The following is a 26,351-nucleotide window of genomic DNA, read 5'->3' as shown; positions in this document are numbered from 1 at the left end:
TGAGTATCACAGCACCCACCGACAACTCAGCCGGGCAGCACCGGGACGACGCGTTCGCCGGTCAGGCCGGGCACCTCGCGCCAGAAGCGGTCGTTGCGGGCCGGGTCGGCAGTCTGCAGTTGCAGAACGGCACGGGAGTCGGCGACGTACTGGGTGGCGGGCGCGGCCGTCACCACCCGCACGGGCGGGGTCAGGTTCTGCGAGGTCACCGCGGAGAACTGGGACCCGTCGATGGAGACGGTGAAGACCGGGTCGACGTTGCCCTCGCGCGCCACCATGATCGTGTCGCCGGTGACCCAGCTCAACGAGACCGCGCGACTGCTCAGCCCGAGCGCGAGCGGCACCGGCGAGGTGAGCGCGTACTTGCCGTCTGGCCTGCGTTCGACGACCGCGACGTAGACCCGGCCGTCGGCGATCAGCGCCGCCCGCACACCGGTGCGCGAGACCACGACCTCGCTGATCGGCGGACGCGGCGATCCCGAGCCCTCGAACAGGGCCGTGGTGTCGACGTCCTGGACCGAGACGTTGCCGGTGGCGCGATCGGTGACCGCCCGGATGACGTGGTCGCCGTCGAGCACCGTCCAGGCGGCGCCGCCGTCGGAGGTCCACGACGGGCGCGCGATGGTGGCGCCCTCGGCGACGGCGAAGGCCTTGGCGCCGTAGTTGCCGATCAGCAGGGTGCGGCCGGGTTCGGGCGCGGGCCTGCCGGTGTCGGCGACGGCGGCGACGAACTGGCCGTCGGCGGAGATGCCGACCGACTGCAGATTGGTCGCCTCGCCGAAGGAACCACTCGGGGTGACGATGCCATCCGGGGTCACCTGCACCAGCGTGCCGTCGCGCAGGGCGTGCAGGCCGATCCGGTTCTGGCCGGGGGCCGACGCGCTGTACTGGTCGAGGTCGGCGACGGACCAGCCGTTGGCGTACCGGTCGTCGAGCGGTTTACCGTCGGCGAGCAGCACGTACGGGCCGAGGATGTCGGCGCCGGACAGGGTCATCACCACCTGCGCGGCGAGCAGTTCGCGCTCCTTCGGCCCGAGCTGGCCGATCCCGGCGAAATCGATGCGGACGCCGCCGATGCCGATGCCGACCTCGCCCGGCTCGTTGCTGGCCTTGGTGATCGGGCCGCGCACGGTCACCGGCTGCGCGAGCTGATTGCGCACCACCGGCGCGATCGCCGACTGCGCGCCCGCGCCGAGCATGCCGACCAGCCGCTCGGTCAGCTGGGCGCGCGGCACCGAGATCCAGCGCGGGTCCGGGACCAGCACGGAACTGCCCGGATCGACGTACTGCAGGACGTAGCGGCGATAGGACTTGTCGAACGCGGTGGAGTCCATGACGACGCCGTCGGGCAGCTCGGTGATCCGCCACTCGCCGTCGATCTTGCTCATCTCGATCTTGTTCTCGAGCGTGCCCTCGACCGCCCGGTAGCTGCCGTCCCCGGCCAGCTCGCCGACCTTGCGGGCGCGGATCACGTAGCTGGCCTTGTCGCCGGACCGCGATTCGCGCAGGGTGTCGGGGCGATCGACGATGGTGATGCCCGCCTCGTCGTTCCATTCGCCCGCGGTGTCGGCGGCCATGTACTGGCGGGCCGCGGCGTGCCGGTTGGCCGGGTCGGCGCTGGCCGCCAGGAAGTCGCCGACCAGCAGGTCGGGGTCGCGGCCGGAGGTCGGCGGCGGCGGGCCCTCCGAGGTCGGCGCGCGGTTGATCGTGCCGAGGGCCTGCGGCGCCGAGGACTCCGGCAGGCTGGCGCACCCGCTCAGCACCAGCACGCCGGCCAGCACGGCCGCGACCAGCGCGGCGGCCCGCCGCCCCCAGCGCTCACCCCGCACGTTCGTCATGACTGTCGGTCTCCGGTCTCGGTGGACATCGGCTGGTCGTCGGCGCCGGCTAGCCCATTCGACGCGGGCGGCGCGTCGGTGTCCACGGGTGCTGCCTTCGAGTCTGCCCCTCCGCCGGGCTCGGTGTGCATTCCCTCGGTGGCACCGGTCTCGCCCGGGTCGGCCGGACTCACTGCCGAGCCGCTTGGCTCGGTCCGGATCGCGCCGGAGTCCGCCGGATCCTGGTGGATCGCGGGCGACCCCGCGGGTTCGGTCTGGATCGCGCTCGGACCCGTCGGCTCGGTCCGGAGGTCGCCCGGCTCGGTCGACTCGCCGTCGCCGGGTTCGGGCTCGACCGGTTCGGGCTCGGCCTCGGGGAGCGCGGGGACCTTGCGCAGCATCGGTTCCAGGGCCAGCGGGCTCGCGCCCAGTTTGCGGCCGCGCACCATCGGCAGCAGCAGCCGGAAGCTGGCGCCGACGCCGGGATCGCCCCACGCCTCCAGCCTGCCTTCGTGCAGATTGGCGTCCTCGACGCTGATCGACAGGCCGAGTCCGGTGCCGCCGGAGCGCCGCACCCGCGACGGGTCCGAGCGCCAGAACCGGTTGAAGACGAGCTTCTCCTCACCCGGCCGCAGACCGACACCCTGATCGCGCACGACGGTCGCGACCGCGTTGGCCTCGCCGTCGCCGCGCATCCGGATCAGCACCGGCTTGCCCTCGCTGTGGTCGATCGCGTTGGCGAGCAGGTTGCGCAGCACGCGCTCGACGCGACGGGGGTCGACCTCGGCGACGACCGGCTCCTCGGGCAGATCGATGACGACCTCGACCCCGGCCTCTTTGGCCAGGTGCCGCACCGTGGAGATCGCCGCCCGCGCGCACATCCGCATGTCGAGCGATTCCACCTGCAGCTCGGCCACACCGGCGTCGTGCCGGGAGATCTCGAGCAGGTCGTTGAGCAGGCCCTCGAACCGATCCAGCTCGTTGACCAGCAGCTCGGAGCTGCGGGCCAGCGCCGGATCGAGATCGTCGCTGGAGCCGTGGATGAGGTCGGCGGCCATGCGCACCGTGGTCAGCGGGGTGCGCAGCTCGTGGCTGACGTCGGAGGTGAACCGGCGTTGCAGATTGCCGAATTCCTCCAGCTGGGTGATCTGGTTGGACAGGCTCTCGGCCATCTCGTTGAACGCCTGCGCGAGGCGGGCCATGTCGTCCTCGCCGCGCACCAGCATGCGTTCCTTGAGCCTGCCGTCGGCGAAGCGACCGGCGATCCGCGCCGCCGACCGGATCGGCAGCACCACCTGCCTGGTCACCAGCGCGGTGATCGCGGCGAGCAGCACCAGCAGCACCACGCCGCCGATGAGCATCGTGCCGCGCATCAGCGACAAGCTCGCTTCCTCGCTGGCCAGCGGGAAGATGAGGTAGATCTCCAGGGTCGCGACCTCGGCGCTCGGGCTGCCGATGATCAGCGCGCGCCCGCGATAGCCGTCCGGGTCGGCGACGGTGGTGAACTGGTAGGAGACCTGGTTGCGCTGGACGAAGCGGCGCAGCTCCTGCGGCACCTCCGAGATGGGGCCGGTGGTGAGTTCCTGCGGTGGCGTGCCGCCGACCATCGCCAGCGCCGAGTCGAAACTACCGGCGGCGCCGCTGGACTGGCCGGTGCCGCCACGGCTGGACAGCGCGGCGCGGGCGTCGGCGAGCTGTTGCTGCTGACTGTTCGCGTCGTGCACGCCGGAGAGCTTGCCCTCGATCGTGCTGCGGGCACGATCCATCTCCTCGACGGCGGCGTTGATCTTGGCCTCGAGCAGCCGGTCGGTGATCTGACCGGTGAGCACGACACCGAGGATCGTGATCACGATGAGCGAGAGGGTCAGCGTGGACACGATGACACGCAGCTGCAGCGACCGGCGCCAGAGATGGCCCAGCGCGGTCCCGACAGCCTGGAACCAGGCCATGACCGGGGCCGCCCATCGCCGCAACTGCGTGACGAAGGTGTGCGCACGTCCGTCGTGCGCTGGAGGCGCTGACGCTGTACCGGCAGGTCGACCGTCGGTCACAGCGGCGCCTCACAGGTACCGATCACGGCGGTCCGGCCTTGTAGCCGACTCCGCGGACGGTCAGCACGATCTCCGGGTTCTCCGGATCCTTCTCGACCTTGGCGCGTAGTCGCTGCACGTGCACGTTGACCAGGCGGGTATCGGCGGCGTGCCGGTAGCCCCAGACCTGTTCGAGCAGCACCTCACGGGTGAACACCTGGCGCGGCTTGCGCGCGAGCGCGACCAGCAGGTCGAACTCCAGCGGGGTGAGCGAGATCTGCGCGCCGCCGCGGGTCACCTTGTGCGCGGGCACATCGATGACGATGTCGGCGATCGAGAGCAGCTCGGCGGGCTCGTCCTCGGTACGGCGCAGCCGCGCGCGCACCCGGGCGACGAGTTCCTTCGGCTTGAACGGCTTGACGATGTAATCGTCGGCACCGGACTCCAGACCGAGCACCACGTCGACCGTGTCGGTCTTGGCGGTGAGCATCACGATCGGAACGCCGGAATCGGCCCGGAGCACACGGCATACGTCGATGCCGTTCATCCCGGGCAGCATCAGGTCCAGCAACACCAGGTCGGGGCGGATCTCCCGCACCGCCGACAGGGCCTGCGTGCCGTCGCCGACCACGTGCGGGTCGAACCCTTCCCCGCGCAAGACGATGGTCAGCATCTCAGCGAGTGCCATATCGTCGTCGACGACCAGAATCTTGGGCTTCATAGTCCTATGTTGTCATCTCCCAGGCCAGGATCGGGCTGCCACGCCATTAATGATGTGAACCCGTCGCGTATCCAACCTTATCCGGCAAAGATTTCCGAGCAGAGGGTGAGTAGGGCGGGCCTATCGTCATCGGATCGGTATGTCCACCAGCGACCGAACCAGTCGCGGTCGGCCAGCTCACGATAGACCTCCCCGGTGCGGTGCTGCAGGCCGCCGTCGCGCTCGTAGGCGTCCAGGGCGCGGGCGGTGTCGAGTTCACCACGGCGGCGGGCACGTTCGGCCGCGACCTCGGTGGGAAGGTCGATCAGGACGGTGAGGTCCGGGACCGGCAGGGCCAGCCTGCCGAACTCCAGATCGCCCACCCAGGCCACGATTTCACCGTCGGCGTCCTGCCCGGCCCTGGCCGCGGAGTAGGCGGCGTTGGAGGCCACCCAGCGGTCCAGGACGACGATGTCGTTGGCGTCCAACAGGTTCGACAGCTCCGCGCTCGCGTCGGCGCGGTCGAGGGCGAACATGATCGCCATCGCGTTGATCGACTCGGCGAGGTCGCCGTGCCCGCCGCGCAGGGCCTCGGCGGCCAGATCGGCGTGGATCGATCGGCCGTATTGCGGAAAGGCCAGGCGGCCCGCCCGCAGCCCCTTTCCCGACAATTCGTCGATCAGCCCGTCGATCAGCGTCCGTTTACCGGCGCCGTCGAGGCCTTCCACCGCAATCAGCACGCCCATGAGCGGTGAGATTACCCGGCCGGGGGCGGCGAACCGCGCAGGCCCCACCCCGGAATCACCGGCGACCGCCGCGGCGCGACGACGAGCCGGGCGCCCGAGCGCTGTGTCGTCCGACGCGCCGGGCCGATGGCGACCGGATTACCCGTTTCACCTCCCGGCAACGGTCTGAAGTGGTCTCATTCCAGAGTCCTCGGCGGATCGGCTCCGTCCGGGCTACCGGGGCGCACGCCAACCCAGCGCCCGCGCCGGGCCGCTCGATCCAGGAGTCATCATGCTCAACCGAACCGTTCTCCGCGCCGCCGTGGCCGCCGCCGCGCTCGGCATCGCCCTCGCGGGCTCCGGCGTCGCGACCGCCGCGCCGACGGCCGACCCCATCGGCCGCGGCGACCACGCGCGCAGCGGCTCGGCCGCCCTGCTCAGCGGCTCGGCCGAGGCGGGCTCCGCCGCGGCGGGCTCCGCGGCCGAACTCGCCGCCTGCGCCCTCCTGGAAGCCGTCATCCCGCTGCCGGTCTGCCTGCTGCTGGTCTGATCCCCCCGAACACGACGGTGGCCCGCCGACCATCAGGTCGACGGGCCATCGTTCGTTCAGCGGCTCAGTAGCGGTAGTGCTCCGGCTTGTACGGGCCCTCCACGTCCACGCCGATGTACTCGGCCTGGTCCTTGGTGAGCTTGGTCAGCGTGCCGCCGAGTGCCTCGACGTGGATGCGCGCGACCTTCTCGTCCAGGTGCTTGGGCAGCCGGTAGACCTCGTTGTCGTACTCCTCCGGCTTGGTCCACAGCTCGATCTGCGCGATGACCTGGTTGGAGAAGCTGTTCGACATGACGAACGAGGGGTGGCCGGTGGCGTTGCCCAGGTTCAGCAGGCGACCCTCCGACAGCACGATGATCGCCTTGCCCGAGTCGAAGGTCCACAGGTCGACCTGCGGCTTGATCTCGAGGCGGTGGGCGCCCGAGCGCTCCAGCGCGGCCATATCGATCTCGTTGTCGAAGTGACCGATGTTGCCGAGGATGGCCTGGTCCTTCATCGCCTTCATGTGCTCGAGGGTGATGATGTCCTTGTTGCCCGTCGAGGTGATGACGATGTCGGCCTGGCCGATCGCCTGCTCCACGGTGACCACGTCGTAGCCGTCCATCAGCGCCTGCAGGGCGTTGATCGGGTCGATCTCGGTGACCTGCACGCGCGCGCCCTGGCCAGCCAGCGACTCCGCGCAGCCCTTGCCGACGTCGCCGTAGCCGCAGATCAGCACCTTCTTGCCACCGATGAGCACGTCGGTGCCGCGGTTGATGCCGTCGATCAGCGAGTGGCGGGTGCCGTACTTGTTGTCGAACTTCGACTTGGTGACCGAGTCGTTGACGTTGATCGCCGGGAACACCAGCTCACCCGCGGCGGCGAACTGGTACAGCCGCAACACGCCGGTGGTGGTCTCCTCGGTGACGCCCTTGACCGCGTCGGCGATGACACTCCACTTGGTCTTGTCGGCCTCGAGGCTCTCGCGCAGCAGGTTGAGGAACACCTTGTACTCGGCCGAGTGGTCGGCGTCCTCGGGCGGCACCACGCCGGCCTTCTCGAACTGCGCGCCGCGCAGCACGAGCATGGTCGCGTCGCCACCGTCGTCGAGAATCATGTTGGCGGGCTCGCCCGGCCAGGTGAGCATCTGCTCGGCGGCCCACCAGTACTCCTCCAGCGTCTCGCCCTTCCAGGCGAAGACGGGGGTGCCCTTGGGCTCGTCGACGGTGCCGTTGGGCCCGACGACGATGGCCGCGGCCGCGTGATCCTGGGTGGAGAAGATGTTGCACGAAGCCCAGCGCACCTGCGCGCCCAGAGCGACGAGCGTTTCGATCAGGACGGCGGTCTGCACCGTCATGTGCAGCGATCCGGAGATGCGCGCGCCCTTCAGCGGCTGCACATCGTGGTATTCGCGGCGCAGAGCCATCAGGCCGGGCATCTCGTGCTCGGCGAGGCGGATCTCCTTGCGGCCGAATTCGGCCAGCGAGAGATCTGCCACCTTGTAATCGATGCCGTTGCGAACGTCAGCGGTCAGCTCGGTGCGCGCGGGAAGTTCTGAGGTCGTCATCAGCCTCTCCTGGTAGTCAGTACCGAGGCAAGGCTACCGCGTGCGCGCCCGCCCGTTTCCCGGTCCTCGGCGGGCGGCGGTCAGGCCGCGGCGCGGTATCGGGCCAGCAAACGCCGCTCCTTGGGCGGCGCGACATTGGCCAGCGACAGATCGCCGCCGTAATGGGCGGCCACCTTGGGGTCCATCACCGCGCGCCACAGCGGCGGCACCGCCGCCAGCAGCAGCATCGTGGCGTAGCCGGCGGGCAGCTGCGGCGATTCCTCGGTGGAACGCAGGGTCTGATAGCGGCGGCCGGGGTTGGCGTGATGGTCGCTGTGGCGCTGCAGATGGAACAGGAAGATGTTGGTGACCAGGCGGTCGCTGTTCCAGCTGTCACGCGGGGAGCAGCGTTCCCAGCGGCCGTTGGGCTTGCGGGCGCGCAGCAGTCCGTAGTGCTCGACGTAGTTCACGGCCTCCAGCAGTCCGAAGCCGATGACGGCCTGCAGGACCAGCCAGGGCGCGATCGCGGGCCCGAACGCCAGCAGCAGCGAACCGAACAGCACCGCGCTCATCGACCACGCCTGCAGGATGTTGTTCTTGGTGCTCCACCAGCCCCGGCCCTGCCTGGCCAGCCGGGCTCGCTCGAGCTGGATGGCGGAGCGGAAGCCGCCGATCACACTGCGCGGCAAGAACTCCCACAGCGACTCCCCCAGCCGGGCGCTGGCCGGATCCTCAGGGGTCGCGACCCGGGCGTGATGGCCGCGATTGTGCTCGACGAAGAAGTGCCCGTACCCGGACTGGGCGAGCGCGATCTTCGACAGCAATCTTTCAGCACTCTCGACCCGGTGCCCCAATTCGTGGGCGGCGTTGATGCCGATCCCGCTGACGAAGCCGACGGTGGCGGCCAGCCCGAGCTTGTCGACGACGTCCAGATCGTCGCCAGCCCACATCGCGCAGGCGATCACCAGACCGATCAGCTGCACGGGCAGGAACAGGTAGGTGCACCACCGGTAGTACCGGTCGGAAGAGAGCGCTTCGTAGTCCTCGTCGCGCGGATTGTTGCCGTCCTCGCCGACGATCCAGTCCAGCACCGGAATGGCGATGAGCACGATCACCGGCCCGATCCACCAGAGCACTTCGGCCTTCGTGTGGTACACGAGCTGGGAGGGCAACAGTGCCGACGCGGGAGCGATCAAGCCCAAGGCCCATAGATACCGTTTGGGATCACGAAATCCCCCCGGTTTGCCAACCGTTTGCACGCACGCTCCGCTGTAAAAAAACTAATCGCCGACCGATGTGAATACTGACAGACCGTAGGCGCGTTACACAGAGTCACGCCGCCAAACGTGGTGACGGTTACACGGTGGCGAATCAGAGCCGATCAGACACCGGAGTGATCGCCGTCACCGAGCGGTGCCCGGATGCCGCGTACCTGCACGATCGCTTCGACGTACGGACTCAGCAGCGCGCTCATCTCGGCGGGCGCGTCCCGCTCCGGCACCGGCGGGTTCGGGATGTAGCTCAGCGCGATCCGCACCAGGGCGTGCGCGAGCACATCGGCCTCCGCGTCGGTGGCGTCGACCCAGCTGCGCTGGAACACCACGCCCAACCGCGCGGTGGCGTGTTCGAGCAGGGGGCCCGCGTCGAGGGTGATCAGCCGCAGCAGGTCCGGCTTCATCTCCCCGGCCAGCAGCGAGCGCACCAGCGGGTCGGCCGCGGCCGACAGGAAGAACCCGGTCATGCCGACCCGGATGGCGGCGCGGGCGTCGCCGACATTGTCGTCGAGCGCCTCGCGCACATGGTCGACGAGTTCGTCGGCCAGCCGCAGCGCGTAGGCCTGCGACAGACCGGCGCGCGATCCGAACTCGTTGTAGAGCGTCTGCCTGCTGACGCCGGCGCGCGCCGCGACGTCACCGAGCGTGATCTTGGACCAATCACGCTCGGTGAGCAGTTCGCGCATCCCGTCCAGGACGGAGCTGCGCAGCAATTCCCGCGCGGCCTCCTGGTACGGGATGCGCGATCCGGTACGCGGCGTGCCCGCGACGCTCACGAACGTTCGATCTCGACCATGAAGAAGTCGGACTTGGCCGCGCCGCAGTCGGGGCAGGTCCAGTTGTCCGGGATGTCCTCCCACTTGGTGCCGGGGGCGATGTTGTCATCGGGCCAGCCCTGCGCCTCGTCGTATTCGAACCCGCACTGCACACACTGGTAGAGCTTGTACTCGGTCACCGCGATACTCCTACCGCCTCGAAGTCGATCTTCTCCCGCACCCCGCAGTCCGGACAGCACCAGTCGTCGGGAACCGACGCCCAGGGCGTGCCGGCCGGAAATCCCTCTCGCGGGGCTCCTTTCGTTTCGTCGTAGACATAATCACAGACCGGGCAGCGGTACGCACTCATGCCGGATTCTCCTGTCCGTACCGGGCGAGCACCCGCCCGCGATGCTTCGGTTCGATATTGGCGCGGGTGACGTCGCCCGCGTAGTGCGCGAGCACGCGCTTGTCCATCACCCTGCGCCAGATGGGCGGGAAATAGGCGATCAGGATCATGCTCGCGTAGCCGCTGGGCAGGTTGGGCGCACCGTCCCAGCTGCGCAGCGTCTGATAGCGGCGGGTGGGGTACGCGTGGTGGTCGCTGTGCCGCTGCAGGTGGTACAGGAAGATGTTGGTGACGATGTGGTCGCTGTTCCAGCTGTGCTCGGGCGCGGGCCGCTCGTAGCGCCCGGTCGCCGTCTTCTGCCGGACCAGGCCGTAGTGCTCGAGGTAGTTCACCGACTCGAGCAGGCTGAACCCGACGACGGCCTGCAGGATCAGATACGGCAGCACCTCGATGCCGAACACCGCGATCAGACCGAGCCACAACACCACCGACATCGCCCAGGCGTTGAGCACGTCGTTGCGCAGTGTCCACGGGCTCTTGCCCAGCCGGTGCAGGCGCTCCTTCTCCAGATGCCAGGCCGAGCGGAAGCTGCCCCACACCGTGCGCGGCCAGAACGACCAGAACGTCTCGCCGATGCGGGCGCTGGCCGGATCCTCGGGGGTGGCGACGCGGACGTGGTGCCCGCGGTTGTGCTCGATGTAGAAGTGCCCGTAGAACGACTGCGCCAGCGCGATGCGCGCGAGCCAGCGCTCCAGCTCGACCTTCTTGTGGCCGAGTTCGTGCGCGGTGTTGATGCCGATGCCACCGATCATGCCGACGCTGATCGCGATGCCGATCTTGTCCACCACGTTGGCCCCGCCGGGGAAGCCGAGCCAGTGCAGGTTCGGCGCGGTGATGATGTAGCAGGCGAAGATCAGCGAGGCGTACTGGAACGGCAGGTACAGGTAGGTCAGGTAGCGGTAGTACTTGTCGTTCTCCAGGTACTCCATCACCTCGTCCGGCGGATTGTCGCCGTCGGGCCCGAAGAACAGGTCCGCGATCGGGATCACGATGTACACCAGCACCGGTCCGAGCCAGAACGGCACTTCGGCCAGGCGGTGCCAGCCGAGCTGGTTGAGTCCCCAGATCAGGGGGATCGCGATCGTGAACAACCCGGTCGGGGCGAACAGGCCCCACAACCAGAGATAGCGCTTGGAATCGCGCCACTGCGGGGGCGCCACCCGCTGTTCGGACGCGTTGGCATCTGTCGACATCGTCGTCTCCATCCTGCGACACACCTCACACCTGTGATGTGCGTAACTCTCTGTCACAGACGATAGGTCCCGATTTGTCCGGCGTCTAGACAAATTCGCAGATTTGTAAAGCTGCAACAGTCGGATAACGGAACAGCGACCGTGCCCACCTGGGCACGATCGCTGTCATCGCAGGTCGGAGACCTATTCAGGGTCCTATACGCCCACCAGCAGGACATCGGCGCCGGCCGGTAGCCCGGCCACCGGCCACCACCGCAGATCCGTCGACTCGGCGCTGCGAACGGGCACCGCGCCCGGCGGCGCGACGATCTCGAACAGCAGGTCCAGGTGCCGCGTCGGCACCCCGAGCGAGCAGGTGATCGGGTGCGCCTGCGCGCCGTACAGACCCGGCGTCAGCCGCAGGTCCGTGATGCCCGACTCCTCCACCGCCTCGCGCAGCGCGGCGTCGGCGACCGTCTCGTCCCCCGGCTCGCAGTGCCCGCCGAGCTGGATCCAGCGGCCCACCCGCGGATGCAGGGTCAGCAGGATCTCGCTGCGGTCGTGCGAGAGCACGATCGCCGAGGCGGTGATGTGCCCCGGCGCGTGCTCGCGCAGGCACCCACGCGGCGCCGAACCGAGAAACGCCAGCATCGCCTCACGCAGCGACCGGTCCTGGCCGGACTCCGGCTGCCAGTCGGTGAGCAGCTCGGTGGCCGAGGCGTGCAGCGACTCCGCGCTCACAGTTCGACCAGGCCCGCGCCCGGCGAGCCGACCGTCCTCGGCGCGGGTTCGTCGAGCGGCACACCGATCGCGATGGCGCCCAACGGCATCCAGTCCTCGTCCAGGCCCAGGGTCTCGCGGACCAGCTCGGGGGCGAAGATCGTCGACCCGATCCAGCAGCTGCCGAGGCCGTCGGCGGCGAGTGCCACCAGCAGGCCCTGCACCGCGGCGCCGACCGCGACCGTGAACATGGTCTGTTCGGCGGCCTGGCGGCGGGCGTCGGGATAGTCGTGCGCGCCGTCGGGCACGCAGAACGGGATGATCACCTCGGGGGCGTCGAACAGGATGCGCCCGCGCGCGACCCGGCGCTCCACCCGCTCGGGGTCGAGCCCGTCGGCGGCCAGATCGGCCCGCCACTGCTCGGCCATCGCCTCGAGCAGCTGGGCGCGCAGCTTCGGCTTGCGCAGCCAGACGAAGCGCACCGGACGGGTGTGATGCGGTGCGGGCGCCGTCAGCCCGACCGCGACGGCGGCCCTGATCCGTTCCGGGTCGACCGGCTCGTCGGCGAAGGCACGGACCGAACGCCGCAGCGGCACAGCCTCTTTGCGGCCCATCTCGATCGCCTCGGCGGTGCCGAGCCAGAACAGGTCGTCGATGCCGCCGCGCAGCAGCGCCGCCGCGCTCGATCCGTCGTCGTCGGTCACCAGGCCGCGCACCACCGCGACCGGGACGCCGCCGAGCTTGCCCTTGACCAGATCGGCGGCGGCGGCGAGTTCGTCGGCGACGGCCACCTGGGTGACATGCAGTTCGTTGCCCTGGCCGTCGACCGCGCCCGCGTAGTCGTGCAGTACGCGCAGCCCGGCCGCGCCGATCGCGGCGTCGATCTGGCCGTTGCGCCAGGCCCGGCCCATGGTGTCGGTGATGACCACGGCCACGTTCACCCCGAGCCGCTGGGCCAGCGCGGCCCGCAGCGACTTGGCACTGGCGTCGGGATCGGTCGGCAGCAGCACCAGTTCGCCCTCGGCCACGTTCGAACCGTCGACGCCGGACGCGGCCTGCACGATGCCGAGCCGGTTCTCGGTGATGAGGGTGCGGCCCTTGCGGGCGAGCACCCGCACCGCCTCGTCGTCGACCAGCTTGCGGCGGGCGGTGTCGCGCTCCTCCGGATCGGTCGGCGCGGCGACGATGCGACCCTCGGCCTTGGAGACGATCTTGCTGGTGACCACGACGACGTCGCCGTCGGCCAGCCACGGCGCCTGTGCGGCAAGGTGTTCGGCGACGTCGTCGCCGGGCCGGAACTCCGGCAGGCCGGTCACCGGCAGGATGCGCAGCTCGTCGGCCGCGTGGTCGGGCAGTACGCTCACGGCTTCACTCCCGCCAATTCCAGTGCGGCGCGGGCCATCTCGGCCGTGGCCTCGGGGTCGGTCATCAGGAGCGGCACGCTGCGCACCTCGACGCCGGGCACGTCGGCGGTGTCGGTGGAGTGCACCAGCCAGCCGTCGAGGATGCCGGTGGCCGAGCGGGCGCCGTAGTGCCGCCCGATCGCCTCGGCGGTGGATTCCACGCCGATCACCGACAGGCACTCATCGGCCATGCCGCGCAACGGCTTTCCGTCGATCACCGGCGACAGGCCGATGACCTTGGCCTCGGTGGTGCGCAACGCGCCCCTGATCCCGGGCACGGCGAGGATCGCGCCGATGCTCACGACGGGGTTCGACGGGGCCAGCAACACGGCGTCGGCGGACGCTATGATTTCGGTCACATCCGGGGCCGGGGCGGCCTGTTCGGCACCGATCGAGGCGAATCCGTGCGTCGGGAGCGCCGCGCGGTAGCGCACCCACCATTCCTGGAAGTGGATCGCGCGACGTTCGCCGGCGTTGTCGGGATCGCTGACGACCACGTGGGTTTCACAGCGATCGTCGGTAGCCGGAATCAGGCGCACGCCCGGCTGCCACCGATTGCACAGCGCCTCGGTGACCGCGGACAGCGGATATCCGGCGCGCAGCATCTCGGTGCGGATGAGATGGGTGGCGATATCGCGATCGCCGAGGCCGAACCAATCGGGCTGGGCGTTGTACTTCGCCAGCTCCTCTTTCGCGTGCCAGGTCTCGTTCGCGTGGCCCCACCCCCGCTCGGGGTCGATGCCGCCACCGAGGGTGTACATGCAGGTGTCGAGGTCGGGACAGATGCGAAGCCCGTGCATCCAGACGTCGTCGCCGACGTTGACGATGGCGGAGATGTCGGCGTCGGGCAGCAGCTGCCTGACGCCTTGCAGGAACCGTGCACCGCCGACGCCGCCGACCAGAACGGCGATCTTGGGCTCGCGCACCGCGTGTTGTGCAGTCACAGGGTCACAGCCTAAGCGGTGGGGGTTGCCGATTGATTTCGCGGCGAATTACGGCAAAGTTGCTGGTCATTTGCCACAGCACATAACAAGATCAAAACGAAAGGCGGGTGCGGAGTGTAACGGAAGGGTGACGGCGGGTTGACCACCGGCGAGTGCGGCGTGTCTAATCACAGACATGTCATTCCGGTCACCGCGATAGGGCATAGCGCGGGGGCGTTTGCGAGAGGGTGTTGGCTCGCCGGAAGACAGGTTCGGGGAAGCCCGCGAGACTACATCGCGGTGTTCGGCCGTCGGGGTCCGCGTTGGCCCGGCGGAAAGAATCTTTCTGCGCTAACACATAGTGAGGAGGCGGAACGATGACCGAAGACATGGTCTCGCCGACCGATTCCACAGCAGGCGCAGCTCACGCTGTCTGCGCCGACACGAGCTGGCCGGAACCGGACGTGGTAAGCGAAGTCGCGGCCCCCCGGCTGAGTCTGGTCGTGACGGGCTTCGACGAGATGTTCGAGTCCATCGAAGAGCAGTGGCAGGAGCGCGCTCTGTGCGCTCAGACAGACCCCGAGGCGTTCTTCCCCGAGAAGGGCGGCTCGACCCGCGAGGCCAAGCGCATCTGCCTGGGCTGCGAGGTGCGCGATCAGTGCCTGGAATACGCACTGGCGCACGACGAACGTTTCGGTATCTGGGGCGGTCTCTCGGAACGAGAGCGTCGCAGGCTGAAGCGCGGAATCGGCTGAGAGAATGTTCGAAAGTAGACTCTGAGGCTCCAGCCCGGAGCACGCAGGCGCAGTACGTCGGTGCTTCGGGCGCACGCCCAGTAGTCGCGCCGTCCCCAGGCTCGACGGGCACGACCAAGTGCACGCGAGAAAGGTGGACGACTCCCATGGCACGTTCCCGGCGTCATACCCCGGCGCCCACCGCCCGCTCGGTGACCCGCCGCGGCCGTGGTGTCCGTGGACCCATGCTCCCGCCCACCGTTCCCGCGTGGCGCACGAGGGGGCAGAAATTCGACCGGCTGGTGCTCGAGGCCTTCGCCCCGCTGGACACCCGCTGGCACGATCGCCTCACCAAGCTCGACATCGCCGTCGACGATGTACCGAAAATCCGTCCGCTGCACCCTGATTCGGTCACCTGGCCGGACGAGGTGGTGGCCGACGGGCCGGTGCCGCTGTCGCGGTTGATCCCCGCGGGCGTCGACCGGCACGGCGCGGCCACCCGCGCCAGGGTGGTGCTGTTCCGCAAGCCGCTGGAACTGCGCGCCGCCGATCCGGACGATCTCGTGGAGCTGCTGCGCGAGGTCCTCGTCCAGCAGATCGCCACCTATCTCGGCGTCGACCCGGACCTGATCGATCCCGAGCCCGAATAACGACCCGCCGATAACGGGACGTATCACCGCGTGTCCGTATCCACTTTTGCGGGCCGGAGGGCTAATCTCGACGTCGTGATCCCCATGCGTCGTTGCTGCCGACCCGGCTGCAAGAACCCGGCTGTAGCGACGCTGACGTATGTGTACTCCGACTCGACCGCCGTCGTCGGACCACTGGCCACCGTCGCCGAACCGCACTCCTGGGATCTGTGCGAGACCCACGCCTGCCGCATCACCGCCCCCAAGGGCTGGGAACTGGTGCGCCACGAAGGCGGATTCTCCTCGAGCACACCCGACGACGACGATCTGACCGCACTGGCCGAGGCCGTGCGCGAAGCGGGCCTGCGCCGCCGCCCCGCCGACGCCGATCAGCCCGGCTACCGCGACAGCTCGACCCCGCCGCCGCGCACCACGCGGACCGGCCGCCGCGGCCATCTGCGCGTCCTCCCCGACCCGTAGGCCGTCCGCTCCTCGCGAAACCGGACCGGAAATCCGCTGGTCACCGTCCCCGCGCCCAGGTACATGCGGAACCGCCGGGCGCGCACCACTAGGGTGAGAACCATGACGACTGTCGCGCGCTCTGGCGAACTCGTGAACGCCGTGATCAAGGCTTATGACGTCCGCGGGGTAGTGGGCGAACAGATCGATGCAGGATTCGTCGGGGATGTCGGCGCCTCCTTCGCCCGGCTGATGCGCGCCGAAGGCGCGACCCGGGTCGTGATCGGCCACGACATGCGCGAGTCCTCCCCCGAACTGTCGGCGGCCTTCGCCGCGGGCGTGCGGGCCCAGGGCCTTGACGTGGTGCACATCGGCCTGGCCTCGACCGACCAGCTCTACTTCGCCTCGGGCAAGCTCGGCTGCCCCGGCGCCATGTTCACCGCCAGCCACAATCCGGCCCGCTACAACGGCATCAAGCTGTGCCGCGCGAACGCGCTGCCGGTCGGCCAGGACACCGGGTTGGCCACCATCGCGGCCGAGATCGTCGCCGGCGTGCCCGCCTTCGACGGCACGCCCGGCACCGAGACGAGCACCGACCTGCTGGCCGACTACGCGAGCTTCCTGCGCGAGCTGGTCGACCTCGACGACATCCGCCCGCTGACCATCGCGGTCGACGCGGGCAACGGCATGGGCGGCCACACCGTGCCCGCCGTCCTCGGCACGCTCGGCCCGGTCACCGTCGTGCCGCTGTACTTCGAACTCGACGGCTCGTTCCCCAACCACGAGGCCAACCCGCTCGACCCGAAGAACCTGGTCGACCTGCAGGAGCTGGTGCGCCGCAGCGGCGCCGACATCGGTTTGGCCTTCGACGGCGACGCCGACCGCTGCTTCGTCGTCGACGAGCGCGGCGAGCCGGTCTCCCCGTCCGCGATCACCGCGCTGGTGGCCCAGCGTGAGCTCGCCAAGGAGCCGGGCGCGACGATCATCCACAACCTGATCACCTCGCGCGCGGTGCCCGAGCTGGTGGAGGAGCTGGGCGGCAAGCCGGTGCGCACCCGGGTGGGTCACTCGTTCATCAAGCAGGAGATGGCGTCGGAGGGCGCGGTCTTCGGTGGCGAGCACTCCGCGCACTACTACTTCCGCGATTTCTGGGGTGCCGATTCGGGCATGCTGGCCGCGCTGCACGTGCTGGCCGCCCTCGGTGAGGGTCAGCGTCCGGTCTCGGAGCTGATGGCCGCCTACGACGTCTACGCGGCCTCCGGCGAGATCAACTCGACCGTGGCCGACGCCGCCGAGCGCACCGCCGCGGTGCTCGCCGCGTTCGCCGACCGGACCGTCTCGGTGGACCGCCTCGACGGCGTCACCGTCGACCTCGGCGACCACGCCTGGTTCAATCTGCGCGCCTCGAATACCGAACCGCTGCTTCGACTCAACGTCGAAGCCGGATCGCAGGCCGAAGTAAACGCACTCGTGACCGAGATTCTGAGCATCGTCCGCGCCTGACTGGGAAAATGAAACCAGTACCGGTGCCGACTGGAATAGTGGAATCACAGACCTGGTATTCGCCGACGGCTCGCCGGCAGACGACACAGCGCGATGAGGGGAGGTGGGATCGGCGATGATCGCTGGCACACCCGTATTCGACCTCGACGATGCCGCGTCGCTGGAGGCGGCCGATACCGGCGGCGCCTTGCGTTCGGCGGCTTCGGGCGGCGCGCAGGTCCGCGCCACGGCCGCGGCGGTGGCCGAGACCTCGCTCACCGAACGCCTCGCCGAGCTGCGTCCGCGCAGCCTGGTCCTCGTCTCCGGTTCGGGCCGGGCGGCCCGCGCCGCCGGCCTGCTGGTCGCCACCCTCGGTGACCGGGCCGGGCTGCCGATCGTGCCCGTCACCGCGCTGCCGCCGTGGGTCGGTCCGCTCGACGTGGTGCTGGTGGCCGGCGACGACGCGGGCGACCCGCGCCTGATCGATGCCGTCGACCGCGCGCTGCGCCGCAGTGCCGAGGTCATCGTCGCCGCGCCCAACGAGGGTCCGCTGCGCGCGGTGGCCGCCGGTCGCGCGACCGTGCTCGAACCGCGCGTGCCCGTCCTCGACCACAACCGGCTGCTGCGGTTCCTCGCCGTCGGCATCGCGGTGCTGCGCGGGGTCGACGCCCAGCGCAGCGTGCCCGCCACCCCCGACCTGACCGAACTCGCCGACATGCTCGACGCCGAGGCGCTGCGCGACGGCCCGCACAACGAGGTCTTCCACAATCCGGCCAAGACGCTGGCCGCGCGGATGCACGGGGTCGGCGTCGTCCTCGCCGGGGATTCCCCCGCGGCGGTCGAGCTGGCCGGGCACGGCGCCGAGGTGCTGCTGCAGTCGGCGGGCAGGCTCGCCGCGGCCGCCGATCTGGCCGACACGGTCGCCGCCGTCGGGCGGCTGGCCGAGGCGGCCGGTGGCGCCGCACCGGGTTTCGATCCGCTCTTCCACGACGAGGAACTCGACGGTCCGGCCCCGGTCGACCGGGTGCGGGTGCTCGCGCTGAGCGTGCATCCCGATCAGGCCGCCGCGCGGCGCAAGCTGGCGGTGTTCGACGGTGTCGGCGGCGGGCTCGTCGACGCCGATCTGGTGCACGCCGACGTCGACGTGCTGCAGACCCAGCTGGCCGAGCCGGGGTCGGCCCCGACCACGGACAGCGCCGCCGCCACCTCCGCCGCAGGGGGCGGACACGGCAGCGAGATCGAGCAGCTGGCGGTGCTGGCCTTGCGCCTTGACATGGCCGCTGCCTACCTCCGGCTGACGGGGGCGCGCGGCCCGGCCGCGCCCGGCCCGGACCCATACCACGACGGGGGACGCTACTAGTGCAGGAACTCGTTGGTGCGCTGCGTTCCTACGCCTGGGGATCGCGCACCGCGCTCGCTCAGCTGTGCGGTCGGCCGGTGCCGTCGGCGCATCCGGAAGCCGAACTGTGGTTCGGCGCCCATCCCGCCGACCCGGCCCACGTGAAGGTCGCCGACGGCACCCGCTCGTTGCTCGAGGTCGTCGCCGCCGATCCGGCGCGGGAACTGGGCGCCGTCGCCGACACCTTCGGCACCCGGCTGCCGTTCCTGCTGAAGATCCTCGCCGCCGAGGAACCGCTGTCGCTGCAGGCCCACCCCAGCTCGGCGCAGGCGCGGGCCGGCTTCGAACGGGAGAACCGCACCGGGGTCCCGCTGGACTCGCCCATGCGCAACTACCGCGACGACAGCCACAAGCCCGAACTCGTGGTGGCGCTGGGCCGGTTCGAGGCGCTGGCCGGATTCCGCGACCCGCACCGCACCGTCGACCTGCTGCGCGCCCTGGACGTGCCCGGCCTCAACATCTACGGCGAACTGCTTGCCGCCCAGCCCGATTCGGCCGGGCTGCGTACCCTGTTCACCACCTGGATCACGCTGCCGGCGGCGGCGCTGTCGGCGCTGCTGCCCGCGGTGCTCGAGGGCTGCGTGCGCTACCTGTCCGGCAAGGGCGATCGCGCCTTCACCGCCGAGGTGCGCACCGCGCTGGAGCTGGCCGAGGCCTACCCCGGCGACGCGGGCGTGCTGGCCGCGCTGCTGCTGAACCGGCTGACGCTCGAGCCGGGCCAGGCCCTCTACCTCGACGCGGGCAACCTGCACGCCTACCTGCGTGGCGTCGGCGTGGAGATCATGGCCAACTCCGACAACGTGTTGCGCGGCGGCCTCACCCCCAAGCACGTCGACGTGCCGGAACTGCTGCGGGTGCTCGACTTCGAGCCGATCGACCTGCCGGTGATCGAACCGGAGCTCGGTGCCGACGGTGGCGTCCGGTATCGCACGCCCGCACCGGAGTTCGCGCTGTGCCGGTTCGATCTGTCCGCCGACGCCGAGCCGGTGGCGCTGGCCGACGCCGGGCCCGGCATCGTGCTGTGCACCGAGGGCACCGTCGAGCTGTCCCAGAACGGGCGCGCGCTCACCATCGCGTGCGGCAGCGCGGCGTGGATCTCCGCGGCCGACACCGAGATCAAGGCCCGCGCGATCGGCGGGGCCGCGCAGCTGTTCAGCGCCTGCGTCGGCGCCGGGAACTGACACCGAAGCGCACTTTTCACGCCCCTCCCCTTAGGCTGTTGCGGGCACAAGCGTGTACAGCGGAGAGAAGGGCGGGCCGGGTATGTCGGCTGGTGGTGGCAAGAAGGCGATCATCGCCGCGTTGACGGCCAACGCGGGAATCGCGGTGTCGAAGTTCGTCGGCGCGGCGATCACCGGATCGGCGTCGATGATGGCGGAGGCGGTGCACTCGGTCGCCGACACGGCCAACCAGGGTCTGCTGCTGTTCGGTCAGCGCGCGGCGGCCAAGGACGCCGACGAGCTGCATCAGTTCGGGTACGGGCGCAATCGCTACTTCTACTCCTTCGTCGTCGCCCTGGTGCTGTTCACCCTCGGCTCGGTGTACGCGATCTACGAGGGCATCCACAAGATCCAGCATCCCGAGGAGCTGAGTCAGCCGATCGTCGCGATCGTCATCCTCGGCATCGCGATCGGCTTGGAGACCTTCAGTTTCATCACCGCGGTCCGCGAGTCCAGGCCGCTCAAGGGCGACGCCAGCTGGTGGCGGTTCATCCGCAACTCGCGCAGCCCCGAGCTGCCGGTGGTGCTGCTCGAGGACACCGGCGCGCTCATCGGTCTGGTGATCGCGTTCGGCGCGGTCGGCCTGACCATGGTCACCGATGATCCGATCTTCGACGGCATCGGCACCCTGGCCATCGGTGTGCTGCTCGGCGTCATCGCGGTCGTGCTGATCGTGGAGATGAAGAGCCTGCTGATCGGCGAGGGCGCGACCCCGGAGCAGGACGACGCCATCCGCGCCAACCTGGTCGACGGCGCGAAGATCACCTCGGTGATCCACCTCAAGACCGAGTACCTGGGCCCGGAGGAGATGCTGGTCGCCGCCAAGGTCGCGATCGCGCCGGATCTCGATATCGCCGACATCGCCGAGGCCATCGACTCCGCCGAGGTGCGGGTGCGCGCCGCGGTGCCCACCGCGCGGCTGATCTACCTGGAGCCCGATCTGTACCGGACCCAGTCCGTCTGATCCGTCCGGCGTACCGAATCGCCGTCGTCCCGCCCGGGACGGCGGCGATTCGCGTCGGTCGACACGTCCTCGCGCCGGAGTGGTCCGGCGCGGTCGAGCGGGTACGGTTCGGTGCCATGGCCGGTGGAGAGAGCAAGATCGCGATCGTCGCCGCGCTGGCGGCGAACGCGGGCATCATGACCGCGAAGTTCATCGGCGCGTTCATCACCGGCTCGTCGTCGATGCTCGCCGAGGCCGTGCACTCGGTGGCCGACACCGCCAACGAGGCGCTGCTGCTGGTCGGGCAGCATCGGGCGGGCCGGGATCCGGACACGCTGCACCCGTTCGGGTATTCGCGCAACCGGTACTTCTATTCGTTCGTCGTCGCGCTGGTGCTGTTCACCATGGGCTCGCTGTTCGCGGTGAACGAGGCGATCCACAAGATCATGTCCCCGCACGGGATCGAGTCGCCGTCGGTCGCGATCGTGATCCTGCTGGTGTCGATGGTGCTCGAGGGCTTCAGTTTCCGCACCGCGCGCAAGCAGTCCGCGCCGTTGAAGGGCGAGCGCGGCTGGTGGCATTTCATCCGCACCACCCGCAATCCCGAGCTGCCGGTGGTGCTGCTCGAGGACCTGGGCGCGCTGATCGGCCTGGTATTCGCGCTGGCCGGGGTGAGCCTGACGATGCTCACCGGCAACGGGGTGTGGGACGGCATCGGCACCCTGTTGATCGGCCTGCTGCTCGGCGTGAACGCGATCGTGCTGATCGTCGAGACCAAGAGCCTGCTCATCGGCGAGGGCGCCACGGCCAAGGAGGACACCGCGATGCGCGGCGCCCTGCTCGCCGATCCCCGCATCGTGCGGGTCGTCCGGATCCAGACCCAGTACCTGGGTCCGGAGGATCTGCTGGTGAACGCCAAGATCGCGATGCGCCCCGGGCTCGACATCAGCGAGGTGGGTGCGGCCATCGACGACGCCGACCACCGCATCCGGGTGGCAGCGCCGCACGTCTGCACCGTCTACCTGGAACCCGACGTCTTCCGGCCCGAATCGGTCCGCGCGACACCCTGATTCAGTGGTAGGCGGGGGCCGCGCCGCGCAGGAGGTCGAGGGGGTCGGTGACGATGCCGAAGCGGGTGCGTAGCAGGTGGCGGGCGGCGTGCAGGCCGGGCATGCCGTGCACGCCGGGGCCGGGTGGGGTCGACGACGAGCACAGGTAGGTGCCGGGGATCGGGGTCGCGTACGGGTTCCAGCGGGCCAGCGGGCGGAAGGCGGTCTGGCGCAGGGTCATCGCGCCCGCGGAGATGTCGCCGCCGACGTAGTTGGCGTTGTGCGCGGGCATGAAGGCCGCCGGGGTCACGTGTTTCGCCAGGATCAGCTCGCGGAAGCCGGGGGCGAACCGCTCGACCTGGGCGATCACGGTCTCGCTGATGTCGCGGTCGGAGCCGTTGGGGACGTGGGCGTAGGTGTAGAAGGTGTGCTTGCCCTCGGGGGCCCGGGTGGGGTCGACGACGCCGGGCTGGATCGCCAGCACATACGGTCGCTCCGCGAATTCGCCCGCGGCGACGCGGCGTTCGGCGCGCATCGCCTCGGCGCGGGTACCGACCAGGTGCAGGGTGCCCGCCAGCTCGCAGCCCGGCGCGGTCCACGGCACCGGACCCGACAGCGCGAAGTCGACCTTGCAGGCGGCCCCGCCGTAGCGGAACCGGCCCAGGCGCTCGCGATACCGCGAGGGCAGGCGATCCCCGGCGATGCGCAGGAGTTCGGCGGGCGAGGTGTCGAACAGCACGGCACGCGCCCGCGCCAGTTCGGCGAAGTCGTCGACCCGGTGTCCGGTGACGATCTCGCCGCCGAGCCGTTCCAGCTCAGCGATCAGCGCGTTCGGGATCGCCTGGCTGCCACCGCGCGGAATCACCCAGCCGCCCGCGTGGGCCAGGGTGCCGAGCAGCAGGGCGGCGCCGACCGCGGGCAGCGCGCGCGGCGGGGTGATCGCGTGGGCGGCCACGCCGGTCAGTAGCGCGGGCGCGACCTCGTCGTGGAAGCGGTTGTTCCACAGGGGCGATCCCTGTTCGAGCAGGCGCAGGCCGAAGCGGACGGCGGTGGGAATCCGGGTCGGCGGATGCCGCAGATCCGACATGGCCAGGTCGACCACGTCGGGCCAGTGCTCGACCAGCGGACCGAACAGCGCGCGCCAGGCCGGGCCGTCGCGACCCAGATCGGCGATCGTGGATTCGAGGTTGCGCCACGCCAACCCGGCGCTGCCGCCGTCGAGCGGGTGCGCGTAGGAGATGGTGGGGGTCAGCAGGTCGACGCCGTGCGCCGGGAGGTCGAAGGCGCGAAAGAAGGGCGAGGCCAACGCCATCGGATGGGCGCCCGCGCAGATGTCGTGGTGGAAGCCCGGCAGGGTGAGCTCGGCGGTCCGTGACCCGCCGCCCGGCTGTTCCTGAGCCTCGAGCACCCGCACCGAGAGCCCGGCGCGCGCCGCGATCACCGCCGCGGCCAAGCCGTTGGGCCCCGACCCGACTACCACGACCTCAGCCATCCGCTGTCCCTTCGCCCTCGGTCGCCGCGGGCGACCTGCGCCGTCGACTCCAACCTACGCGGCGCGCGGACCGCCGCCGACGAGTCGTCGGTCACCTCAGGCGAACGCGGCCCAGCTCTCGACCAGCAGGGCGATCCGCCGCTCGCGCAGTTCCGGGCGCAGCCTGCCGCTGCGTTCCAGCGTGGCGATGCCGTGCATGGAAGCCCAGGCCACCTCGGTGCGCGCGCCGAGTTCGTCACCCTCGGCGCCCGAGCTGAACATCGCCTCGAGGCCGGCGAAGGCGTCGCGCAGCGGCTGCGGGGCGTCCAGGCCGAAGGTGAGATCGGTGGTGAGCACGAAGATCGCGTCGTAGCGGGCCGGGTTGGCGGCGGCGAAGTCGAGGTAGGCGCGGGCGACCTTGTCGAACATCTCGGTGCGGTCGGTCGCGCTCTCCCTGGCCAGGCGCACCTGCTCGGCCAGTTCCACGCAGCCCTGCAGAGCGACGGCGCCGACGATGGCGGCCTTGTTGGCGAAGTGGCTGTAGAGCACCGGCTGGCTGTACTCGATGCGGTCGGCCAGTTTGCGGATGGTGACCGCGTCCCAGCCCTCCGCCTCGGCCAGCTCCCTGGCCGTGTCGATGATCTGCTGATGTCGCTGGGCGCGTTCACGTTCCCTACGGGTTTGCGTGCTCATGCTCGAAATTCTAGCAACGCTAGACAAAAGAGCGGGGCGCACGCTATCGTTCTCCCATCACCTAGCAACGCTAGATTTCAGAGCAACGTGGAACAGACCCAGGAGCACACCATGACCGTCTCGCGCACCGCCACCGCCCTCTCCGCACTCGGCGCGGCGTTCATCCTCTACATCGGCCTGAGCTACCTGATCACCCCGGAGACCATCGCCACCGGCTTCGGCCTGCCCACCTGGCCCCAGGGCGACGCGGTGGCCTTCCTGAATCTCAAGGGCGTGCGCGATACCGTCAGCGGCCTCCTGATCATCGCGCTACTGGCCACCCGCCAGCGCTTCGCGCTCGGCATCACGATGCTGGTGCTGGCCCTGATCCCGGCCGGCGACATGCTCACGGTGCTGAGCTGGGACGGCTCCCCCGCCGCCGCCTTCGGCATCCACGGCTTCACGGCCGTGCTCGTCGCCCTGGCCGGCGGACTGCTGCTCCGCGAGCACCGCACCGGCACCACCACCGTCGACCAGCGGGTCGCCGTCGCGGCGTGACGCCGGTCACTCCGCGATGAATTCCGCGCCGCCCCACCGTCTTCACCGACAACGAGCAACCACCGAGGAGGAACCACCATGGCGAACGCACCGCACGGCCCCGCGTCCTACTTCCCCACCATCGAGGCCAAGTACGGCCGCACCGTCGACGAGTGGCTGACCCTCCTCGGCGCGGCCACGGAGACCAAGCACGCGGCGCTGGTGACCTGGCTCAAGACCGAGCACGGTCTCGGCCACGGGCACGCCACCGCCCTGGTGCAGTACCACCTGAACCCGGACAAGTGGGCGCGCGCCTGATCGAACGCCCACCGGAAGGCCCCGCGAGCACCGCGGGGCCTTTCGCGTCGGTCACGACACCGGAACGGGTTTCGGCGCCGGTTTCGCGAGGTCGACCGGATGATCGTCGACCATCGTCTCCTCGTCGAAGGGCAGTTCGCGATCGAGGACGCGGCGGGCGCGGTCGGCGTCGACGGTCTTGGTCCAGGTGCCGATGAGCAGGGTGGCGACCGCGTTGCCCGAGAAGTTCGTCAGCGCACGGGCTTCGGACATGAAGCGGTCGATTCCGACGATCAGGCCGACACCGTCGAGCAGTTCCGGACGGTGACTCTGCAGGCCACCGGCGAGCGTGGCCAGGCCGGCGCCGGTGACCCCCGCGGCGCCCTTGGACGCGATGATCATGAACAGCAGCAGGCCGATCTGCTCCCCCAGGCTCAGCGGCTTGCCCATCGCGTCGGCGATGAAGATCGAGGCCATGGTCAGGTAGATCGCGGTGCCGTCGAGATTGAACGAATAACCGGTCGGCACAACCACACCCACCGTCGTGCGCTCCACGCCCGCGTGCTCCATCTTCGCCACCAGCCGCGGCAGCGCCGACTCCGAGGACGAGGTCGCCACGATCAGCAGGTACTCGCGCGCCAGGTACCGGCACAGCTTCAGGATCGACACCCCCGAGACCAGTCGCAGCACCACCCCGAGCACGCCGAAGACGAACACCAGGCAGGTCAGGTAGAACGCGATCATCAGCGTCGCCAGCTGCACCACCGCCGACCAGCCGGTGCGGCCCACCACGTTGGCGATCGCGCCGAACGCGCCGATCGGGGCCAGCCACAGGATCATCGACAGGATCCGGAACACCAGCTTCTGCCCGAGCGCGACCACCCGCAGGATCGGCGCGCCCGCCTCCCCCATCGCCTGCACCGCGAACCCGACCAGCAGCGCGACGAACAGCGCCTGCAGCACGCTGCCCGCGGTCAGCGACGACACCAGCGTCGTCGGCACGATGGCCTGGATGAAGTCCCAGGTGCCACCCGCGCCGTGCGCCTGCTCGGCGTACTTCGCGCCCGCGCCCGCGGTGCTCGCGCCCAGTCCGGTGCCCGGCTCGATCAGGTTCCCGACGACGAGCCCGATGCCGAGCGCGACCGTCGACATCGCCAGGAAATAGGCGATGGCCAGGCCACCGACCTTGCCGACGGTGGCGGCCGCGCGCACCGATCCGATGCCCAGGACGATCGTGCAGAAGATGACGGGTGCGATCATCATCTTGATCAGGTTCACGAACAGGGTGCCCAGCGGCGCCAGCGACTGACCGAATTCCGGCGCCAGCCGGCCGACCAGGATGCCCGCAAGGACCGCGAAGATCACCGCGATGTACAGCCAATGGGTATGGTCGCGTTTCCGCGATGGTGCGGCGGTTGTGCTCATGGCGCACAATCATCCGGAACCACTGTGACTC

General features: G+C 69.9%; 27 protein-coding genes. 11 read left to right on the top strand and 16 right to left on the bottom strand.

Annotation, left to right across the window (positions count from 1 at the left end):
* Positions 1-26 precede the first annotated feature (26 nt).
* The 4 genes from lpqB to ACFVW6_RS25275 all read right to left on the bottom strand — a co-directional run bounded on the left by lpqB (position 27) and on the right by ACFVW6_RS25275 (position 5,293).
* Positions 27-1,838, bottom strand: a complete 1,812-nt coding sequence (lpqB, locus tag ACFVW6_RS25290; protein ID WP_378823102.1) for an MtrAB system accessory lipoprotein LpqB — start codon at positions 1,836-1,838, stop codon at positions 27-29.
* Positions 1,835-3,766, bottom strand: a complete 1,932-nt coding sequence (gene mtrB / locus ACFVW6_RS25285) for an MtrAB system histidine kinase MtrB (protein WP_378823103.1) — start codon at positions 3,764-3,766, stop codon at positions 1,835-1,837. The genes lpqB and mtrB overlap by 4 nt, the downstream gene beginning before the upstream one ends.
* 124 nt (positions 3,767-3,890) lie before the next feature.
* Positions 3,891-4,568, bottom strand: coding sequence for an MtrAB system response regulator MtrA (gene mtrA, locus ACFVW6_RS25280; protein ID WP_019048752.1), 678 nt, complete (start codon positions 4,566-4,568; stop codon positions 3,891-3,893).
* Positions 4,569-4,645: 77 nt separating this feature from the next.
* On the bottom strand, positions 4,646-5,293 hold the full coding sequence (locus ACFVW6_RS25275; RefSeq protein WP_378823106.1) for a dTMP kinase: 648 nt from the start codon (positions 5,291-5,293) through the stop codon (positions 4,646-4,648).
* Between the two features lie 271 nt (positions 5,294-5,564).
* On the opposite strand from ACFVW6_RS25275, the gene ACFVW6_RS25270 reads away from it, so the two are divergent.
* Positions 5,565-5,822 (top strand): hypothetical protein, encoded by a 258-nt coding sequence (locus ACFVW6_RS25270; RefSeq protein ID WP_355276149.1) that lies wholly within the window; start codon positions 5,565-5,567, stop codon positions 5,820-5,822.
* A 64-nt stretch (positions 5,823-5,886) separates the two neighbouring features.
* Here ACFVW6_RS25270 and ahcY read toward each other — a convergent pair whose 3' ends face one another.
* The 9 genes from ahcY to cofD form a co-directional block, all read right to left on the bottom strand.
* A complete protein-coding gene (gene ahcY / locus ACFVW6_RS25265) occupies positions 5,887-7,368 on the bottom strand; it encodes an adenosylhomocysteinase (protein WP_357343400.1) in 1,482 nt (493 codons plus the stop codon).
* Between the two features lie 80 nt (positions 7,369-7,448).
* The gene (locus ACFVW6_RS25260; RefSeq protein WP_357343398.1) at positions 7,449-8,504 is read right to left on the bottom strand and encodes an alkane 1-monooxygenase; all 1,056 of its coding nucleotides are present in this window, start codon (positions 8,502-8,504) and stop codon (positions 7,449-7,451) included.
* 224 nt (positions 8,505-8,728) lie between these two features.
* Positions 8,729-9,397, bottom strand: a complete 669-nt coding sequence (locus tag ACFVW6_RS25255; protein WP_355276152.1) for a TetR family transcriptional regulator — start codon at positions 9,395-9,397, stop codon at positions 8,729-8,731.
* Positions 9,394-9,576: a rubredoxin gene (locus ACFVW6_RS25250; RefSeq protein ID WP_189026616.1), complete on the bottom strand. Its 183-nt coding sequence runs from the start codon at positions 9,574-9,576 to the stop codon at positions 9,394-9,396. The genes ACFVW6_RS25255 and ACFVW6_RS25250 overlap by 4 nt, the downstream gene beginning before the upstream one ends.
* Complete coding sequence (locus ACFVW6_RS25245; protein ID WP_218718627.1) at positions 9,573-9,746, bottom strand: rubredoxin; 174 nt, start codon at positions 9,744-9,746, stop codon at positions 9,573-9,575. The genes ACFVW6_RS25250 and ACFVW6_RS25245 overlap by 4 nt, the downstream gene beginning before the upstream one ends.
* Entirely contained in the window at positions 9,743-10,978 is a 1,236-nt protein-coding gene (locus ACFVW6_RS25240) for an alkane 1-monooxygenase (RefSeq protein WP_378823110.1), read from the bottom strand. Before ACFVW6_RS25240 ends, ACFVW6_RS25245 begins: the two co-directional genes overlap by 4 nt.
* A gap of 195 nt (positions 10,979-11,173) precedes the next feature.
* Positions 11,174-11,698, bottom strand: coding sequence for an NUDIX hydrolase (locus ACFVW6_RS25235; protein WP_378823112.1), 525 nt, complete (start codon positions 11,696-11,698; stop codon positions 11,174-11,176).
* Positions 11,695-13,041: a coenzyme F420-0:L-glutamate ligase gene (locus ACFVW6_RS25230; protein WP_378823114.1), complete on the bottom strand. Its 1,347-nt coding sequence runs from the start codon at positions 13,039-13,041 to the stop codon at positions 11,695-11,697. Before ACFVW6_RS25230 ends, ACFVW6_RS25235 begins: the two co-directional genes overlap by 4 nt.
* The gene (cofD, locus tag ACFVW6_RS25225) at positions 13,038-14,024 is read right to left on the bottom strand and encodes a 2-phospho-L-lactate transferase (RefSeq protein ID WP_355276160.1); all 987 of its coding nucleotides are present in this window, start codon (positions 14,022-14,024) and stop codon (positions 13,038-13,040) included. The genes ACFVW6_RS25230 and cofD overlap by 4 nt, the downstream gene beginning before the upstream one ends.
* A 500-nt stretch (positions 14,025-14,524) precedes the next feature.
* Between cofD and ACFVW6_RS25220 the strand changes: the two genes are divergently transcribed.
* From ACFVW6_RS25220 to ACFVW6_RS25185, 8 genes are all read left to right on the top strand, one after another.
* A complete protein-coding gene (locus ACFVW6_RS25220; protein ID WP_133733920.1) occupies positions 14,525-14,758 on the top strand; it encodes a WhiB family transcriptional regulator in 234 nt (77 codons plus the stop codon).
* Positions 14,759-14,904: 146 nt separating this feature from the next.
* Positions 14,905-15,387, top strand: coding sequence for a metallopeptidase family protein (locus tag ACFVW6_RS25215; protein WP_218718623.1), 483 nt, complete (start codon positions 14,905-14,907; stop codon positions 15,385-15,387).
* 84 nt (positions 15,388-15,471) lie between these two features.
* On the top strand, positions 15,472-15,846 hold the full coding sequence (locus ACFVW6_RS25210) for a DUF3499 domain-containing protein (protein WP_355276550.1): 375 nt from the start codon (positions 15,472-15,474) through the stop codon (positions 15,844-15,846).
* Positions 15,847-15,948: 102 nt separating this feature from the next.
* Complete coding sequence (locus ACFVW6_RS25205; protein ID WP_378823116.1) at positions 15,949-17,328, top strand: phosphomannomutase/phosphoglucomutase; 1,380 nt, start codon at positions 15,949-15,951, stop codon at positions 17,326-17,328.
* 115 nt (positions 17,329-17,443) lie between these two features.
* Entirely contained in the window at positions 17,444-18,667 is a 1,224-nt protein-coding gene (locus tag ACFVW6_RS25200) for a tobH protein (RefSeq protein ID WP_355276164.1), read from the top strand.
* The gene (gene manA, locus ACFVW6_RS25195) at positions 18,667-19,887 is read left to right on the top strand and encodes a mannose-6-phosphate isomerase, class I (RefSeq protein ID WP_355276166.1); all 1,221 of its coding nucleotides are present in this window, start codon (positions 18,667-18,669) and stop codon (positions 19,885-19,887) included. Before ACFVW6_RS25200 ends, manA begins: the two co-directional genes overlap by 1 nt.
* Positions 19,888-19,969: 82 nt before the next feature.
* Positions 19,970-20,890 carry a cation diffusion facilitator family transporter gene (locus tag ACFVW6_RS25190; RefSeq protein ID WP_355276167.1) on the top strand — a complete coding sequence of 307 codons (921 nt, stop codon included), beginning with the start codon at positions 19,970-19,972 and terminating at the stop codon, positions 20,888-20,890.
* A 116-nt stretch (positions 20,891-21,006) separates the two neighbouring features.
* Positions 21,007-21,939, top strand: coding sequence for a cation diffusion facilitator family transporter (locus ACFVW6_RS25185; protein ID WP_378823119.1), 933 nt, complete (start codon positions 21,007-21,009; stop codon positions 21,937-21,939).
* A 1-nt stretch (position 21,940) separates the two neighbouring features.
* Here the strand turns inward: ACFVW6_RS25185 and ACFVW6_RS25180 are convergent, their stop codons facing one another.
* Complete coding sequence (locus ACFVW6_RS25180) at positions 21,941-23,410, bottom strand: phytoene desaturase family protein (protein WP_378823121.1); 1,470 nt, start codon at positions 23,408-23,410, stop codon at positions 21,941-21,943.
* A gap of 96 nt (positions 23,411-23,506) precedes the next feature.
* Positions 23,507-24,082, bottom strand: coding sequence for a TetR/AcrR family transcriptional regulator (locus ACFVW6_RS25175; RefSeq protein ID WP_355276171.1), 576 nt, complete (start codon positions 24,080-24,082; stop codon positions 23,507-23,509).
* 87 nt (positions 24,083-24,169) lie between these two features.
* Here ACFVW6_RS25175 and ACFVW6_RS25170 point away from each other — a divergent pair, with 87 nt between their 5' ends.
* Positions 24,170-24,619 (top strand): DUF4267 domain-containing protein, encoded by a 450-nt coding sequence (locus ACFVW6_RS25170; RefSeq protein ID WP_378823122.1) that lies wholly within the window; start codon positions 24,170-24,172, stop codon positions 24,617-24,619.
* A gap of 78 nt (positions 24,620-24,697) precedes the next feature.
* Positions 24,698-24,916, top strand: a complete 219-nt coding sequence (locus tag ACFVW6_RS25165) for a DUF4287 domain-containing protein (protein ID WP_357343376.1) — start codon at positions 24,698-24,700, stop codon at positions 24,914-24,916.
* Between the two features lie 51 nt (positions 24,917-24,967).
* On the opposite strand, the gene ACFVW6_RS25160 is transcribed toward ACFVW6_RS25165, so the two are convergent.
* The gene (locus tag ACFVW6_RS25160; RefSeq protein WP_378823125.1) at positions 24,968-26,320 is read right to left on the bottom strand and encodes a cation:dicarboxylate symporter family transporter; all 1,353 of its coding nucleotides are present in this window, start codon (positions 26,318-26,320) and stop codon (positions 24,968-24,970) included.
* Between the last annotated feature and the right edge of the window lie 31 nt (positions 26,321-26,351).

This window comes from Nocardia sp. NPDC058244 (assembly GCF_042882065.1).
Taxonomy (GTDB): Bacteria; Actinomycetota; Actinomycetes; order Mycobacteriales; family Mycobacteriaceae; genus Nocardia.
Note: the sequence above shows the minus strand (reverse complement) of the source record. Positions and strands in the feature narration are given on the sequence as shown.

Bases quoted from the DNA above. Each gene is read 5' to 3' on its own strand.
- ACFVW6_RS25215 (WP_218718623.1), top strand. From the start codon at position 14,905: ATGGCACGTTCCCGGCGTCATACCCCGGCGCCCACCGCCCGCTCGGTG.
- ahcY (WP_357343400.1), bottom strand. From the start codon at position 7,368: ATGACGACCTCAGAACTTCCCGCGCGCACCGAGCTGACCGCTGACGTT.
- ACFVW6_RS25240 (WP_378823110.1), bottom strand. From the start codon at position 10,978: ATGTCGACAGATGCCAACGCGTCCGAACAGCGGGTGGCGCCCCCGCAG.
- ACFVW6_RS25180 (WP_378823121.1), bottom strand. From the start codon at position 23,410: ATGGCTGAGGTCGTGGTAGTCGGGTCGGGGCCCAACGGCTTGGCCGCG.
- ACFVW6_RS25185 (WP_378823119.1), top strand. From the start codon at position 21,007: ATGGCCGGTGGAGAGAGCAAGATCGCGATCGTCGCCGCGCTGGCGGCG.
- ACFVW6_RS25270 (WP_355276149.1), top strand. From the start codon at position 5,565: ATGCTCAACCGAACCGTTCTCCGCGCCGCCGTGGCCGCCGCCGCGCTC.
- mtrA (WP_019048752.1), bottom strand. From the start codon at position 4,568: ATGAAGCCCAAGATTCTGGTCGTCGACGACGATATGGCACTCGCTGAG.
- ACFVW6_RS25205 (WP_378823116.1), top strand. From the start codon at position 15,949: ATGACGACTGTCGCGCGCTCTGGCGAACTCGTGAACGCCGTGATCAAG.
- ACFVW6_RS25275 (WP_378823106.1), bottom strand. From the start codon at position 5,293: ATGGGCGTGCTGATTGCGGTGGAAGGCCTCGACGGCGCCGGTAAACGG.
- ACFVW6_RS25165 (WP_357343376.1), top strand. From the start codon at position 24,698: ATGGCGAACGCACCGCACGGCCCCGCGTCCTACTTCCCCACCATCGAG.
- ACFVW6_RS25200 (WP_355276164.1), top strand. From the start codon at position 17,444: ATGATCGCTGGCACACCCGTATTCGACCTCGACGATGCCGCGTCGCTG.
- ACFVW6_RS25210 (WP_355276550.1), top strand. From the start codon at position 15,472: ATGCGTCGTTGCTGCCGACCCGGCTGCAAGAACCCGGCTGTAGCGACG.
- ACFVW6_RS25190 (WP_355276167.1), top strand. From the start codon at position 19,970: ATGTCGGCTGGTGGTGGCAAGAAGGCGATCATCGCCGCGTTGACGGCC.
- lpqB (WP_378823102.1), bottom strand. From the start codon at position 1,838: ATGACGAACGTGCGGGGTGAGCGCTGGGGGCGGCGGGCCGCCGCGCTG.
- ACFVW6_RS25245 (WP_218718627.1), bottom strand. From the start codon at position 9,746: ATGAGTGCGTACCGCTGCCCGGTCTGTGATTATGTCTACGACGAAACG.
- ACFVW6_RS25220 (WP_133733920.1), top strand. From the start codon at position 14,525: ATGTTCGAGTCCATCGAAGAGCAGTGGCAGGAGCGCGCTCTGTGCGCT.
- mtrB (WP_378823103.1), bottom strand. From the start codon at position 3,766: ATGGCCTGGTTCCAGGCTGTCGGGACCGCGCTGGGCCATCTCTGGCGC.
- ACFVW6_RS25160 (WP_378823125.1), bottom strand. From the start codon at position 26,320: ATGAGCACAACCGCCGCACCATCGCGGAAACGCGACCATACCCATTGG.
- ACFVW6_RS25175 (WP_355276171.1), bottom strand. From the start codon at position 24,082: ATGAGCACGCAAACCCGTAGGGAACGTGAACGCGCCCAGCGACATCAG.